Below are 17,937 nucleotides of genomic sequence, written 5' to 3' on the forward strand. Positions count from 1 at the left end.
TTTAATCAATATATCCAGTCCCGCATGATCCATAATCAAATGGTGATAGAGGGTTAATAACAGCCAACGATTCTCCAGAGAGTCAAAAATAATCACCACGCGAAACAGGGGCGCCTGACTAATATCCATGTGCTGCCCCTGCAAAAAGTCTGTCAGAAGATAGTTGGCAATCTCTTTTTTATCAGACAGATCGAGTGCTTCGACGACCAGAGGTGCTTCTCGCCACACCGCTTGTACGGGTTCCGACAAACCTTCCCAACACACCGAGGTACGCAAAATATCGTGGCGCTTAACAAGCCACTGCAATGCGTCCACAAAGCCATCCAAATGGTCTTTGTTAGCAAAAGCTAACAGCTTAGAGAGCAAATAAGCATCACCACTGTGTTCATTGAGCAAGTGATGAAACAAAATACCTTCCTGCAAAGCCGCTAGTGGATAAATATCCTGAATGTTAGCGGCTCCGTCTGTAACGGTACCACAGACGTGATCAATCTCCCGCTGAGACATATCGACCAGTGTCACCATTTCCGGTGTAATACTATCGGCGCCTGGGGGAATGCCATTATCGGGTATCACCCATGCTGGTCTGGCGGTTTGAACGGCTTTTGCCAGGTCTGACAGTACTGGCTGCTTGAAAAGTGCACGTATATTCAGCGAGTAACCCGCTTCACTCATACGCGATAGCAACTGCATGGCCAGCAGCGAGTGTCCGCCCAGGGCAAAGAAATTATCCCAGCGACTGATATTTTGAATATTGAGCAGGTCTGACCAAATTTGAGCCAAGGTTTGTTCAACCTCACCTATGGCTGCGACGTAATGACGACGACTATAATCATCGCCATCGGGTGCTGTCAGGGCTTTGCGGTCCAGTTTTCCGTTACTGCTCAAAGGCAGTGACTCCAGTCGTACATAGACTGAAGGCACCATATAATCCGGCAAATATTGTTGTAAAGTGGCGCGCAGGGAATCGCTATCTAAAATTTCATTATCACTGACACAATAGGCGAGCAAACGCTTCTGTTCGCTATCGCCATCTGCGATGACCACAGCGTCTTTTATGCCACCGCAATGACGCAAACGCGCTTCTATTTCACTTAATTCAATGCGAAAACCGCGAATCTTCACCTGAAAATCATTGCGACCTAAAAACTCGATGGTGCCATCTGCCCGCCAGCGGGCCAGATCGCCGGTTTTGTATACCCGTGCGTCCAAGTCCTTACAACCGTTGTCGTCGTAAAAGGGATCACTGATAAACCGTTCCTCTGTCAATTCAGGTCGGTTGATATAACCGCGAGCCACACAGACACCACCGATCAGTAGTTCACCCGCAACCCCTACGGGAACAGGTTGACCACTGTGATCGACAATATAAATACGACAGTTGGCAATCGGTGTCCCAATAGCTACCCTCCTCGATTCCGCTTCGCAAAGCCATGCTGTCACATCGATTGATGCCTCGGTTGGGCCATAGAGATTGTGCAATGCACTGTTGGGTAGGCGTGTAAGGCAACGTTTAGCCACGCAAGCCGATAGCGCTTCGCCGCTACAGAAAATCTGTCGTACACTGTGACAGGACTGTGGCGGCAAGTGTTCGAGAAACACGGATAACATCGATGGCACAAAGTGCAGTGCAGTCACCTGTTCTGATTCGATCAAGGCATGGAGATAAGTCAGGTCTTGATGTCCCTGTGGTCGGGCGATCACCAGACGCGCACCGGACATCAGCGGCCAGAAAAATTCCCATACCGATACATCAAAGCTATAGGGTGTTTTTTGCAATACTGCATCTGCATCCGTCAAGGTGTAATTGCGCTGACGCCAGTGTAGATAGTTGACCACGCCACGGTGTTCATTCATCACGCCCTTGGGTTGGCCGGTAGAACCGGAGGTGTAAATCACGTAGGCCAAATGCCTCGGCCCAAGCGCTTCCACCTCAGGATTACAGGTCGATGCGCACGACCATAAGTGCTGATCGGTTTCGATATTAACTAATTTGCAAGGGCTTTGTTTAAAGCACACCTGTACATTGTCATCAATTAATAACAGCTGCGGTTCACTATCGGCCAGCATAAAATGCAGGCGTTCTTCGGGATGATCGGGGTCTAGTGGCACATAGGCACCACCGGATTTCAAAATAGCCAGTAAGGCAATCACCCTATCCAGACTGCGTTCAACACATAAGGCAACCCGACGATCGGGTTTAACCCCCTGCTCGCACAGATAATGGGCTAACTGATTGGCCTGGGCATTGAGTTCGTGGTAGCTCAGTATTTTATCTTCGTAAATCAACGCGGGCGCCCGAGGTGTACGCTCAACCTGGGCTTCAAATAAGTGATGAATACATTGTTCCACAGGGTAGGCGACTTGAGTTCCACTCCACTCATGTAATATTTGCTTGCGTTCAACACCATCGAGCAAGTTAAACTGGCCGATGGGCTTTTGATCATCACTGATCAATTCCCTGAGTAATGATTGCCAATAGTGTAGATAGCGTTGCAAAGTTTCAGGTGTGTAGAGTGAGCATGCATAAGCCAGATGGCCGCTTATTTTTCCATGGCTTTCACCTAGGGACAGCAATACATCAAATTGTGTTGTGGTAACCTCACGTGATAGTGGAACAATGTCTAAACCAGCCAGGCTTAGTGTGGCTTGCGATGTGTTCTTCCAATCAAACATCATTTGAAATAAAGGTGAATGAGACAAGTTGCGCTCGCTAGTCACCAACTGAACCACCTGTTCAAAGTCGATGTCCTGGTAGCTTTGGGCTTCGATGCTGCGCGCTTTAGCTCGTGCCAAAAATTCACCACCGCTGAGCGTGGGTGAGGCGTCAATTCGCAAAACCAGTGTATTGGCAAAAAACCCCATCAAGCCTTCAAGCTCCTGTCGGCTTCGATTGGCCATCGGGGTGCCGATCACAATATCGTCCTGAACCGACAGCCGCGACAGCAATAGTGCCCAGGTGGATAGCAACAGCATATGCAGGGTTAAATCCTGCTGTTCACAAAAAACCTTGATCTGCTGACTCAGAGTTTTATCCAGAGACACTGGCAGAGAACTTCCCCGATAACTCTGTTCCAGAGGTCGCTCAAAATCACTGGGTAAAGTCGATAACAAAGGCGCATTAGCCAGTGTTTGTTGCCAGTAGTGGCTTTGCTTTTTTAATAATTCTCCTGAACTCAATTGAGTGTGTTGCCAAACGGCATAGTCTGCGTATTGAAAGGGCAAAGGGGCTAAGGGTGAAGCGATGCCCTGAATACAGGCCGAGTAGAGAACACTGAGCTCGCGCAGGAAAATACTCAAAGACCAACCATCCGAGATAATGTGGTGCATGCTGACAAACAGCACGTGTTCACGATCAGCAAGCTGGAACAATTGTCCGCGAATCAAAGGACCTTGTTCCAAATTAAAGGGAGTCTTTTCATCTAACGCAATGTGTTGTTTTACCTTTGCTTCCCGCTCTACAGGATTGACACGACGAAAATCCTGCCGTTTGATGGCGAAACCCGTTTCCGGTGCCAACACTCGCTGTTGGGGTTTACCGTCAGCACTAACAAACACGGTCCTCAAGGTCTCGTGGCGTGATATCAGTTGATCCAATGCCGTTTGCAGTGACACTTCATCCAAAGCACCCTGTAAACGCACACCTCCAGCAATGTGATAAGCGAGACTGGCTTTTTCATCCAATTGACATAAAAACCATAGGCGTTGCTGCACGCGAGACAAGGGTAAGGGTTGATCTCGGCTAATCACCTCAATTGATTTTTCGGGGTGCATTTTTTTTCGTTTTAATGTGCGCTGCTTTGCTATCTTCAACAATTTTTCGCGTTCCGCAACGCTTAGTTTTTCTATAGCTGATTCACTCATTGTGCTATTTCTGTGTAAAGTGCTGTGGGTGATTTCAGCTGGGATGAATAACTGTCTCCCATTATTACGACAATACTTCTATCCCCGGAAAAGGTATTTCTACCATGAGCAATGGCCATGTTATCCAATAACAAAACATCGCCTTTCTGCCAGGACAAAAGCGCTTTGTGTTGATCATATACCGTGCGTATCTGATCTAAGTATTCTTCATCCAAAAAAGATCCATCCCCGTGTAAAACATTCCTCGGCAATGCTTCCTGAGAGTAAAGTTTGAGCAGCACTTCTCTGATTTTCTTATCCAGATTACTAATATGAAAAAGATGGGCCTGATTAAACCACAAAGATTTACGGTTGCCAGGATGCTTAGCCATTACCTGACAGATTTGCTCCGTTCTCAGAGTATTATTATCCAACCACTTAGTCACAATACCGTGCCTTTCACAATAATCGTTTACTTCATTCTTGTTCTCTGTTTGAAAAACCGTTTGCCAGGGCAAATCCAGACCTCTGTGATAATTGCGCACATACATTATTTTTTTGTCAGTGTATGACTGAATAATTTCCTGGGGAATGTTATGGGTAATATGCGCAATATTGGCCAACAATGTTTCACCACCCTCTTTCGCCACCCGCTCACAATAGAAAAACAACCGCATCGGCCAATCCCTTTGGTAAGCATTTTCACAGTGCAAGGGAATGACCTGATCAGGAGGGTATTCCGTCGAGGTATACAGGTTTTTTCCCAAATGTTTACGAGGCGTTGAGCGATAGCGATATTCCAGTGGTTCAGAAATATCACCAACAAAATTGATAAAACCCTGACGGCCATCAAGTGCAAAGCCACGAAAAACAATGCCGCCATATTGTTCGATTAAAGTATCAACACCGTCTTTATTATCCTGCACCCATTCATAAAGATGTTCGGATTGTTTGTTTGCTTCTACAACAATAGGCAAATGACCATTAGACGCTAAGGGAGTGAGTGTGACATTCGAAAAATTCATATTCCCTCCAGTAATTCTTTCTTTTCTTCAATAGAATTTTCTTCCAGCTCAAAGAGAATATTTTCCAGGTCACTTTCGTCAAACTGCTGTAACTGTAAATTCAATACACGCTCAGCCAGTGAATTAAGTGTGGGGTGTTCGAAAATATCGGCGAGGGTAATATCAACATCAATTTCATTTTTGACTTCTCTCACCAGAGCAATTGACAATAGAGAATGCCCGCCCAAGCTAAAAAAACTATCCCAGCGCCCAATCTTTTCAACCTCTAATAATTTTTCCCAGATAGTCGCTATTTCGATTTCAATATCGCTGCTAGGGGCTTCATATTGCTGGCGGACATAAGTCTCTCCCTCGGGTGCAGGCAGGGCTTTTCTATCTAATTTACCATTGGCATTCAAAGGGAATGATTCTAATCTCACATAAGCTGAGGGCACCATATAGTCAGGTAGATTCGCTGACAGTGTTGACTGTAAATCTTCGATATCCAAGATCGCATCATAGCTAAGACAGTAGGCGATTAAACGGGAGCCCTCTTGATCGGCAAGCACTAGTGCATCGCGAATCCCATTACAGTCACGCAATACCGCTTCAACTTCACCCAGTTCAACACGAAAGCCACGGAGTTTTACTTGAAAGTCACTGCGCCCCAGAAATTCGACCATACCATCCACAGTCCACCGCCCTAAATCCCCGGTCTTGTACAAACGTGCTTGAGGACAATCACTAAATGAATCTTCTATAAAATGTGTTTGGGTTAATTCCGGGCGGTTTAGATAGCCTTCGGCAACACCAACACCACCAATATAAATTTCCCCGGTCACGCCCACTGGCACAGGTTCACCCCATTGATCCAAAATATAGAGCTGCGTATTGGCAATGGGTCGCCCGATAGGAATGACCTGATCGGAAAAGTCTGTCGGACAGCTCCAACAAGTGGTATCGATACAGGTCTCTGTGGGGCCATAGACCTGATGTATCTGACATTCGGGCAAACGTTCCCGGCAACGGGACAGTAGAGATGGGGTCAGCGCTTCACCACCACAGTAAATATGGCGTAAGCGACTACAATCTGAGACATCGCCTTCCTCCAGTAAAACCGTTAGCATGGAAGGGACAAATTGCACCACACTGACACCTGCCGCCGCCATTAACTGACACAGATACGGTGGATCTTTTTCGCCTTGACCACGAGGCAGCACCAGACCTGCACCCGTCGTCAGCGGCCAGAAAAATTCGAGCACAGAAATATCGAAACCAAAAGTCGTCTTCTGTAGTACACGATCGTCAACACCGAGTGGTGTGTGATGCTGACGCCACAAGATATGGTTGACAATATTCTCATGGCGAACCATGACACCTTTGGGCCTTTCGGTGGAACCTGAGGTATAAATCACATAGCACAGATCGGATGCTGTTAAGTCTGCATGTAGTGGATTATCGATAGACTCGTGTTGCCAGTTCATCCAATCGGCAAGCAAATCAATAACAGGAATATCCCCGGGCATAGGCTGTTGAATATCGTCAATACAGCCATCACTTAACAGGAGTCTAGGTTTACAGTCACTGAGTATAAACTGTAGACGCGCTTTGGGGTATGAAGGGTCCAGAGGCACATAGGCTGCCCCTGCTTTTAATACCGCCAGCAGACCCACCACCATGGCAAAAGAGCGTTGAACACAAAGAGCAACAATATCGCCTGGGCTAACGCCCTGTTGACTCAAGTAGTGGGATAATTGATTAGCCTGACAGTTTAAGTCTTGATAGCTTAACGTTTGATTTTTATATACCAATGCAACGACATCCGGAGTCGATTCAACCTGCGTCTCAAACAGGGAATGAATGCAATGCTGCCATGAATATTCACAGGCCGCTGTATTCCAGTCCTCTAATATACGCTGGCGTTGTGGCCTCGTCAGTACTGATAGGCTTTGGCAAAGGGTTTCTGGAGCGGTTTCTAATGCCGCAGCGATCTCTCCCATAACCTGTTGCATATAAGCAACAATATCTGCACAGTCCAGTGTATCCATTACTCTCAGAGTCAAATTAAAATCGTCTTGAAGGTCATCCACAGCCAGGCTCAGTGGATAATTATTGCCTTCTTCACTGGACAGTAGCTTAACTGCTGACTGTGGCTGACTACTGTGCTCGATATGACTGTGACGGTAGTTCAATAAGGCAGTAAACAGCGGCGCTGGCAATTGAACACCACTACACTGTTGAGCCAGAGACAGAGGAACATGTTCGTAGTCGAGTAAATCCACCAGGCGCTGATGAGTGTCGTTGACACTGAGGCAAGTGGCGATATCGCCGACATTAATGCGTATCGGTAAAGTATTCATAAAGATACCCAATGCGCGATCTACCGACCTACCACCATCCATACGACCAGATAGTACTGTGCCAAATACCACTTCATCACGACCGGATAAAATACCCAGCAAGCGGGCAAACCCGAAATGAAACAGACTGGCCGGGCTAACCCCATATTGCTTGGCACAGACGCGTAGGCGTCGGGCGAGTTTACTATCCAGCAACTGTTGAGATTCCAGAGTGCGACTGCTATTTCCCAGCACATCGACAATACCAAAAGGGGCTGTGGGTTCATTCATATCACCGAGCATCTGTGTGAAAAAGGTCTTCTCTGCATCTGTGTTTGTTCTCCGACGCATGTTGCTCACATAATCGCGAAAGGGTACGGCGGGTGCTAAGGTCTGACCCGAAATATAAGCATTTATTTCTTCTATTAGGACTTCCAGGCCGGTGTGGTCAATAATGATATGGTGGTTGACAATCATCATCAGCCAACGGTCCTGACGGGTATCAAACCCGACCAGAACACGTATCAGAGGAGCCTGTTCGATATCTATTGGATAATCGCCGATCCGGTGTCGCCATTGAGGGGGCACTAATGGCCTGAATTTATTCGACAGATGATCCTTTTCAAGCCCTGCCAGCTCTCCCGCAATATCCAGCGTTTCAATAGTGAGCGGCGCTTGCCTCAACACAACCTGTAGAGGCTCGGATAGCCCTTTCCACAAGATGGCGGTGCGCAGAATATCGTGACGGGCAACAAGCCACTGCAACGCACTTAAAAATTTGTCAAGATCGGCACGATGATCAAAGGCCAATACATTGGCACGCAAGTAGGGATCGTTTTTAGCGTCCAGTAAATGATGGTATAAAATGCCTTCCTGCAAGGGCGCTAAGGGATAAATATCCTGAATATTCGCAGCACCACCTCTGACCGTCGCCGCAATAGAATCAATCTCCATGTGTGTTAAATCCACCAGGCCAAGCATATCCGGCGTAATCGTCTGAGTACCAGCGGGTATTGCATTCGGCGGGATGGGCAGATCATCAACCAAGCTGAGCTGTTGCGCCAGATCAGCCAGAATGGGGGTATTAAACAGGGTGCGGATATCGAGTTGCAAACCCGCTTCACACAAGCGCGCCATCAGTTGCACCGCTAATAAGGAATGTCCTCCTAAGTCAAAGAAATTATCCCAGCGGCCCACTTGGTCAATGGGTAATAGATCGGCCCAGACCTTTGCCAGCAAACTCTCCCTCTCGTCAATAGGTGCTTCATAGTGGGCTTGTCGATAATCCCCCCTATCCGGTGACGGCAGTGCGTTGCGATCCAGTTTGCCATTGGCTGTCATCGGTAAGGCGTCTAACCTTATGTAGGCCGAAGGCAGCATATGGCTGGCTAAACGATCCTTCAATTGAGCGCTCAAGCGTTCAGGATCAACTGATTCATCACCGATAAAATAAGCCACAAGCTGCCTATCATCCGTCGCACTGTATGAATTTACGACGGCATCACTCACGCCTTCACAGGCCAGTAACGCGGCTTCTATTTCACTCGGCTCAACACGGTGACCCTGTATTTTAAGCTGGAAATCGTTGCGGCCCAGAAATTCAATGCTGCCATCATCCAAACGCCGTGCCAGGTCACCGGTTCTATAGAGCCGTGAACCCTGCTCATGAAAGGGGTTATCTATAAAGCGTTCTTGGGTCAGTTCAGACCGATTCAGGTAACCCCGCGCCACGCCAGCACCACCAATAATGAGTTCACCAGTCACACCCACAGGCACTGGGTACTGGTGGCTGTCCAATAGATAAATCTGGGTATTAGCAATCGGATCACCCAGGACAATAGGTTTATCCCCATCGATAATCTGGCCTGCCATTGACCAGACCGTGGTTTCGGTGGGGCCGTAAACGTTCCATAGTTCACGGAGCGAAGGCAGTAATTGCTGTACCAAATGACAGGAAAATGCCTCGCCGCCTATCAGTGCTTTCAAGGATTGAAATTGATCCCTGCACTCATGCCATCCCGCTGCTAATAACAGTTTCCAGGTTGACGGGGTCGCTTGAAAAACAGAAATATTCTGCGCCAGCAGATAATCGCGCAAACCGTGGCCATCACGAGTAAGTTCACGACTGGCAATATGCACTGAAGCACCACTGATCAGGGGGAGATACAGCTCCAGTGCATGAATATCAAAGGCAATACTGGTGATAGCTAACAGTCGGTCACTGGGCGCTATGCCTGGTTGTTGTTGACAGGCCCTTAGCAGATTCACCAGATTGCGGTGTTCCACCATCACGCCTTTGGGTTTTCCGGTGGAACCGGAGGTGTAAATCACATAGGCCAGATGAGCGGATGACAATCCTTCGATACAGGGTATGCTGTTGGAACAGCTTTGCCACAGATATTGATCTGTTTGTATATTCAACAGTGGCAATACGAATTTGTCACGGTCAAACAAACCCTGACTATGATTGTCGATCAGTAGCAATTGCGGTTCACTGTCGGCCAGCATCGTTTGTAAACGTTCAACTGGGTAGGCCGGATCCAGAGGTACATAGGCTGCCCCTGCTTTTAAGATGGCCAACAGACTGATGAGCATATCCAGACCGCGCTCAACACACAGGGCAATCCGTTGATCAGGCTGTACGCCTTGCGCCCGTAAATAGTGGGCTAATTGATTGGCACGCTTATTTAAATCCGCATAGGTCAGAGTGTGGTCTTTACAGACTGCTGCGATTGCATTGGGCGCGTTGGTAACCTGAGTTTCAAACAGACTGTGGACGTACTCGCGTTCAGAGAATACCTCCTTCTTCGCGTTTCCGATGTCAACAAGCTGCTGGTATTGTGCGGCGGACAATAGATCCAAACGACAACAGGGGGTCTGTGGAAAGTCTTCCAGCAATTTCACCAACGATTTTAAGACCTGCTGCATATAAGCCGAGATAAGATCGGCATCCAGCAAGTCAACGACTTGAACGTTCAAAATAAAATCATCATCCAGGTCGTCTACTGCGAGCATCAGGGGATAATTGGAGCGCTCCTCGACAAATAATGCCTCCATACCCTGCCAGCCCCTCTGCCTGGCCTCCTGATTCACGCCATGTCGATAGTTGAGCAAGGCGGTAAACAACGGTGATGGCGCGGAGACCCGGCTACAGCGTTGTGCCATTGCCAGTGAAGCGTGTTCATGGTGCAAAAGATCAGCGAGTAATGTCTGAGTCAAATGCAGACTTCTGTCCACAGCAATATCGCCAACATTAATCCGCACTGGCAGGGTATTCATAAACATGCCAAGAGCGCGATCTGTTTCATACCCTTGCATGCGACCAAATAACACTGTGCCGAATACCACATCATCGCGACCAGACAAATACCCCAGCACACGGGCAAAGGCCAGATGAAAAAGGCTGGCTGGACTCACTCTCTGAAGATTTGCACAGTGTCGCAAACGCCTGCTTAAAGACAACTCTAATTCGTGGCGCAGCTCAGTAATCCCGGTGCCATCACCCAGTGCATCGACAATACCTAATGGTGCCGTAGGTTCATCAACATCATTGAGCAAATCCGTAAAAAATCTTTCGTGTTCCTGTTTGCTTACGCCCAGTAAGGTCTGCCCGACAAATTGACGAAAAGGTATGGGGGCAGCCAGCGCTTCGGAGCGCCCCTCAAGTTGAGCCAGTACTTCAGTGACTAATAGTTCCAGGGTCTCGTGGTCCATCACTAGGTGATGAAACAATGCTAACAAAAGCCAGCGATCATGTTCGGCATCAAAGGTGATAAGGCATTTAATCATCGGTGCCTGACCAATATCCATCCGATAGTGGCGCGGGTTAAAGCGCCATAAAAGTTCTTTGACACTGTCGCTTTCTACCTCTAGACTTACTTCCTCAATTGACAGCAACGCCTCTCGACAAACCACTTGTACAGGTTCGGTCAGCCCTTCCCAGAAGACGGCTGTACGTAAAATATCGTGGCGATTAACCGCCCATTGCAGAGCACATAAAAATTTATCAAGCTGTTGTCGATGATCAAAGGCAAGCAGATTAGAGAGTAGATAAGCATCTCCCTGTTGGTGCAACACATGGTGAAATAGAATCCCCTCCTGCAAGGGTGCCAGGGGATAAATATCCTGAATATTTGCCGCGCCACCCGATATCCTATGACAAATATGATCGATTTCCTTATCACTGAGATCGATCAGAGTCAGCATCTCCGGTTCAATGGATTCACAGTCAGCGGAAATTTTATTGGCGGGGATGCTGTTGGCAGGGATGTCAAGCTCACCCAACGCCCCAATAGCCCGCGCCAGATCTGCCAACACGGGAGTATTGAACAGGCTTTTAACATCCATTTGCCAACCGGCTTCATGCACTTTGCCCAGCAACTTGATAGCAATCAACGAGTGACCACCAAGGCTAAAAAAATTGTCCCAGCGACTGATCTGCTCAACACCTAATAATGTTGACCAAATGTCTGCCAGGGCTTGCTCGACTTCACCCACAGGCGCTTCGTAACTGCGCGCCCTGTAGTCATTATTGTCAGGATCGGGCAGAGCCCTGGGGTCGACTTTGCCATTCGCTGTGCGTGGCAGTGAAGGCAACTGCACATAGGCCGAGGGAAGCATATAGTCGGGCAAATATTTAGCGAGTCTATAGCGTAAATCTTCGATATCCAATGCGGTATCAGTGGCGATATAGGCCACCAGTACCGACTCCGCTGATGACTGCCAGATAGTCACTGCAACATCCTTGATTGCCTCGCAAGATCGTAACTGGGATTCAATTTCCCCCAGCTCAATACGATAGCCTCGGAATTTCACCTGGTGGTCACCGCGCCCCATAAAATCGATAGTGCCATCGGCATTCCAACGAGCCAGATCACCCGTTTTATACATTCGGGCACCAGAGTGTTGACTGAAAGGGTCTTTGACAAAACATTCGCGACTGAGTACGGGCTGGTTTAAATAGCCCCGCGACACACCCGCACCGCCAATAGCAAGTTCACCCACAACACCCACCGGCACCAACTGGCCGTGTTGATCGAGAATATACAAACGCGCCGGCGCCACAGGCCGACCGATAGTGTTATCGCGAATACCCAGTTTCAATCTTGCAGTAGATGCCCAAATCGTGCCTTCAGTAGGGCCATACTCGTTGTACAACTGAACGTGTTTAGCGCATTCATCATGCTGCTTGAGCAAAGTCGAAGGCAGCAACTGACCGCCGCAAATCACCTGGCGCAAGGTATCGGTGTTGATTCCCTCTTGCAGTAAAGCTGCGTAATAAGATTGGGGACAGACCAGCACCTCAATGGCCTGGCACTGCATCAATGCCGCCATTTCGGCCGTGTTCTGAATACAGGACAAGGATGGAATGACCAGGCGAGCACCTGATAACAGAGCACTCCAGATAACCGCAACCGAAGCATCAAATGAAAACGGTGGAATCATCACCGTGGAGTTGACGTCACCGTAATAGTTCAGACGCGCCTGACTCATGCTCACCAGCTGCCGATGCTCCACCATCACCCCCTTGGGTTGCCCAGTGGAGCCGGAGGTATACATCACATAGGCCAGATGGGATGATAGCTGCGCCTCAACAGTGGGGTTGTGATAAGGGCGGTCCAACCATTGTTGCCTATCGTTGATCAAATCAATAAGCGGACATGGCAGTGATACCTGCTGCAACTGAGCACTTCCACCGGCATCGGCCAACAATAGCACGGGTGCGCTGTCGTCCAGCATATACTGTAAACGCTCTGTCGGATAAGAAGGGTCCAGCGGCACATAGGCACCACCGGCTTTAAGAACCGCCAGTATCGCCACCACCATCTCTACGCGGCGCTCAACGCAGAGTGCCACAAGTTTATCGGGCTTAACTCCCCGCTCGATGAAATAATGGGCTAGACGGTTGGCCTCAGCGTTCAGGGCCGAGTAGTTCAGCGTATCCCTTTCGCAGACAACGGCGATAACATTGGGTACGCGCTCAACCTGGGCTTCAAAAAGTTGCTGAATACAAGGAGTCTCAGTGAGTGGCCTGTCTATACCACTCCACTCATTCAGTACTTGTTGCTGATCAATATGGCCGAGTACATTTAACTCTGCACATAAACGTTGCGGTGACTGCTCCAGTGCCCTTACCAAGTCCTGTAAAACCTCCTGTAGATAAGCAATCAAGCGCTGGGGACCGAGTGTGTCGACGACCTGCGCGGTCAACAAGAAGCCATCGCCCAAATCGTCAATGGATAATCCCACCGGATAATGAGTACGCTCATGAGAATGCAGAATTTCCATGCCCGGAATGGGTGCTGTTTCATCCAGATTATCGGTACTTTGACGATAGTTGAGTGAAGCCGTAAACAGAGGCAGTGGCGCTTCAACCCCAGTGCATCGCTGCACCAGCGCCAGTGAAGCGTGCTCGTAGCGCATCAATTGCACCAGTTGTTGGTGGGTCTGACTAACAGCGGTCGCAACCCCTCTATGGCCAAGGTCAATACGTACAGGCAGTGTGTTGATAAACATGCCCACAGCGCGATCAGCAAATGCTGGACCCTGCATACGACCGTATAACACCGTACCAAAAACCACATCATCGCGCCCAGACAAGCAAGCCAGCACGCGGGCAAAGGCCAGATGAAACAAGCTCGCCGCCCCTACACCCAAGGTTTGTGCGCAACGCCTTATATTCCGAGCCAATAAAGAGTCCAGGTGCAATTGCGATTCCGCGATAGCGTCACCGCCGCCTTGGGTATTGAGAGGTCCCGGAGCTGCTGTAGGTTCATCCACACCCCTTAACAACTCAGTAAAGAATTTTTCCTGTTCATCATGGCCAACCCCTAGACGAGTCTGGGCAACAAAATTCCGAAATGGCACAGGCTTGGGTAAGTCCCCTATATCCTCTTGCAAATAGTGGGATATTTCACGAATCAGTGTTGTCAACGATGTGTTGTCATCCACCAGATGGTGGTGCAGCAATAGCAATAGCCAACGCTGTTTGTGTGCATCAAAGGCTTTAGCGACCGTCAACAGGGGTGCCCTGGTGATATCCAATGAGTAATGCAGAGGGTTGTAATGTTTCAATAATTGTTCTGCGGCATCGCCATCTGCACTAATAACAATCTCTTCAACTACAATGGAGGCTTTTCGCCACACCACTTGCAGCGGTTCAGGCAAGCCCTCCCAGACTATAGCGGTGCGCAAAATATCGTGGCGATCCAGCGACCATTGCAAGGCTTCGAGAAAATTATCCAGGTGCTGGCGCTCCTTAAACGCCATCAGATTTGTCAGCAGATAGTCATTACCCTGTTCCTGCAACAGGTGGTGAAACAAAATGCCTTCCTGCAATGGGGCCAGTGGATAAATATCCTGAATATTGGCTGCCGCTCCATCCACTGAGTCTGCGATAAGGTCGACATGGGCCTGATTGAGATCCACCAAATTTAACATGTCTGGTGTGATTTTTTCTCCCTCGGCAAGACCATCAGCAGGAATGCCATTGGCGGGAATCGTCAATCGATTATCCACCTCAAGCTTTTGCGCCAAATCCGCGAGCACAGGCGTATTAAAGACATCGCTGACCGCCAGCTGCCAGCCGGCTTCTCGAAGGCGCGACATCAGTTGCACCACCAGTAAAGAGTGCCCACCCAAAGCAAAGAAATGATCCCAGCGACCCACTCGCTCTACACCCAACAACTCTGACCAGATAGCGGCCAGGCTTTCCTCTAGTTCTCCAATGGGCGCCTCGTATTCCCCTCGACTGTAGGCCTCTCCATCCGGCAGCGGTAAAGCCTTGCGGTCCAGCTTGCCATTGACCGTTAACGGAAAACTATCCAAACGAATATATACCGAGGGCACCATATATACTGGAAGACACTGCAATAAATGGCTGCGCAACAGCTCCGTATCCCAACGGGCTTTATCACTCACACAATAAGCCAATAAACGCTTTTCATCCAAAGACGAGTCAAGGATCACCACGGCACTGTCAAGAGACTCAATCTCACGCAAGCGCGCTTCAATTTCTCCGAGCTCTATCCGAAAGCCCCGCACCTTTACCTGACTGTCATTGCGACCGATAAACTCAATACTGCCATCCCTATGCCAACAGACAAGATCACCTGTTTTATACAAACGGGCATTCGGATCTTCACTAAAGGGGTCGGCAATAAAACGGGCTTTGGTCAATTCCGCTCGCTTCAAATAGCCACGAGCCACACCTGCCCCACCAATATACAGTTCCCCGATAACCCCTACGGGCACGGGTTGATGGTGCCGGTCGAGGATATAGCTTGTCAGATCGGGCAGTCGCTGGCCGATGGGACTAGCCGATTGTTCAGTGTCCTCGATGCTCAGCGGACGATAGCTGGCATGTACGGTGGTTTCCGTAACCCCATACATATTCACCAGTTGGGTCTGTTCTCCATTGTGGGCATACCAGGGTTTCAGGCTCTGGACATCTAAGGCTTCTCCACCCAGGATAATGATGCGCAGTTGATGCTTGTCGTGACTGTGTTGTTGGGCCTGTTGCAGTTGCTGAAAGGCGCTGGGGGTTTGATTCAGCACCGTCACCCTCTGCTCACACAGCAGGCGATAAAAATCCTCAGCACAACGGGCAAGGGACTGGGGAACCACCACTAGACGCCCCCCATGGAGCAAGGCCCCCCAGAGTTCCCACACGGAGAAGTCAAAGGCACAGGAATGGAACAGCGTCCACACGTCTTGATCAGTAAAGCCAAACCAGTCATTGGTGGCCGCAAACAAGCGCCCTACCTGGCGGTGTTCCACCATCACCCCTTTGGGCTCGCCAGTGGAGCCTGAGGTGTAAATCACATAGGCCAGGTGATCCGGGCGCAAATCTGCCACCACTGGATTGGCTGTGGGGTAATCTGACCAACGCTCAGCCTCGGTGATATCAATCTGTGGAATATCGCCGCTGATGGGGCGGTCACTGATTAACAAACGCGGTGTGCTATCAGCCAGCATAAATTGCAAGCGCGATTCAGGGGTGGCCGAATCGAGGGGGACATAAGCGCCTCCGGCTTTAAGAATGGCCAGTAAGGCCACCACCATCTCAATGCTGCGCTCAACACATAAGCCCACTAACACATCGGGGCCCACCCCCTGCTCTATCAGGTAGTGGCTCAGTTGGTTGGCCTGGTGATTAAGGCGCTGATAGCTGAGCCTCTGGTCTTCAAAGACCAGGGCGGTATGCCTGGGGGTCTCGGACACCTGGACTTCGAATATTTGATGGAGACAATCGCCAACCGCAAACTCTCTGGTTTTATTGCTAGTCTTTAGCAGATAATCGCGTTCACTCTCCGGTAACATGGCTAGGCCATGAATACTGCGCTCGTCTTCCAACATAGCTTGCAATAGCAGCTTCCAGTATGTCAGAAAATGCTCCACGCTTACGGCATCGAAGAGTGCCGTTGAATAGATCAGGTAACCTGCAATCTGCTCACCGTTTTCTCCCAGGGACAGAGACAGATCGAACTGGGTGGTCGAGGTCTTTAAGTCGAGCAATTCCATATCCAAACCGGGGAAATCAAGTACGCCTTTGGGTGCATTTTGCCAGGCGAACATCACTTGAAATAAGGGTGAATGAGATAAACTGCGTTCGGGTTGCAGGGCTTCGACCACCAGCTCAAAGGGTATGTCCTGGTGGTTCTGAGTACTTGCATTGACCTCCTTAACCCGAGCCAGCAAGCCAGCCACATTCAGCTCTCCTGACAGGTCGATGCGCAGCGCCAGGGTATTCACAAAAAAACCAATGAGTCCTTCAATTTCGGGGCTGGCTCGATTGGCCACCGGCGTGCCAATCACAATGTCTTCCTGTGCCGATAATCTGGATAACACTAGCGCCCAGGCCGCCAGCAGAGTCGTATAGAGACTTATCCCATGGCGCTGGCTCAACAATTTCAAATGCTGGCTCAGTTCAGGGTTTAACAGAACCGCTACTGAGGCTCCCCGGTAGTTTTGTTGAGAGGGGCGTGGGCCATTGGTGGGCAATTTCAGCAATCTGGGGGCATCAGCTAAGGTGGTTTTCCAATACTGTCTCTGCTTTGCTAATAATGCGGGAGATAGGTACTGTTGTTGCCAAACAGAATAGTCGGCATATTGCAGTGTCAAGGGTGGCAGCGGATCACCATCTCCGCGGCAATAAGCAGCATAAAGCTCACTGACTTCCCGTAAAAAAACAGCCAGCGACCAAGCATCGGAGACTATGTGATGCATATTGACGAACAGTCTATGCTCCTCGTCTTGCAAGCGATAAAGTTGAGCGCGAATCAGTTTAGCGCTGTCTAAAGCAAAGTCCTGGCGCAAATCTTTAGCGATGAGTTCATCCATGGTTTGTTCAGGGTTAAGGCTTTCACGTAAATCCTCAAACACGAATTCAAAGCGACTGTCAGCAGGCAAAATTACTTGCTCGGGATCACCATCGAGGACAACAAATGCTGTTCGCAGAATTTCGTGTCTAAAGACAATGCGATTCAGTGCTTTAATCAGTGCCTGCTGATCCAAGTGTCCCCGTAGACACACACCGCCGGAAATGTGATAAGCCTGATTAAGCTGTGGGTGCATTTGATCTAAAAACCACAAACGCTGTTGGGCATGAGACAAAGGTAGTGGCTTGGTGCGGTCGCAAACTGGAATAGGTGCCTCTTCCATCTGAGCTGTACGCTGCACACCTTTTTGCTGCAATGAGGCCAATAATTGTTTGCGCTGCGTTGCTGTCAGTTTATCTAACCGTGCTGAAC

The 17,937-nt window shown here is 49.2% G+C and carries 3 protein-coding genes (1 of these 3 cut by a window edge); all 3 read right to left on the reverse strand.

Going from position 1 to position 17,937, the window contains the following annotated elements:
• Tightly spaced (each overlapping or abutting the next), the 3 genes in view from Q5Y71_RS08755 to Q5Y71_RS08765 form a layout consistent with a single transcriptional unit that may run on beyond the window.
• Positions 1 to 3,864: the 5' portion of a non-ribosomal peptide synthetase gene (locus tag Q5Y71_RS08755; RefSeq protein ID WP_306041698.1), read on the reverse strand. The gene continues 14,691 nt to the left of window position 1, outside the view; 3,864 of the gene's 18,555 nt are visible here — the first part of the coding sequence; it begins with the start codon at positions 3,862 to 3,864; its stop codon lies off the left edge, out of view.
• Positions 3,861 to 4,868, reverse strand: a complete 1,008-nt coding sequence (locus Q5Y71_RS08760; protein ID WP_306041700.1) for a TauD/TfdA family dioxygenase — start codon at positions 4,866 to 4,868, stop codon at positions 3,861 to 3,863. The genes Q5Y71_RS08755 and Q5Y71_RS08760 overlap by 4 nt, the downstream gene beginning before the upstream one ends.
• A complete protein-coding gene (locus Q5Y71_RS08765) occupies positions 4,865 to 17,866 on the reverse strand; it encodes a non-ribosomal peptide synthetase (protein WP_306041702.1) in 13,002 nt (4,333 codons plus the stop codon). Before Q5Y71_RS08765 ends, Q5Y71_RS08760 begins: the two co-directional genes overlap by 4 nt.
• Positions 17,867 to 17,937: the final 71 nt, after the last annotated feature.

It is taken from the genome of Microbulbifer sp. 2205BS26-8, assembly GCF_030731025.1.
GTDB lineage: Bacteria > Pseudomonadota > Gammaproteobacteria > Pseudomonadales > Cellvibrionaceae > Microbulbifer > Microbulbifer spongiae.

What these genes read in the sequence shown, in the direction of transcription:
- Q5Y71_RS08760 (WP_306041700.1), bottom strand. Translation starts at nt 4,868, where the DNA reads ATGAATTTTTCGAATGTCACACTCACTCCCTTAGCGTCTAATGGTCAT.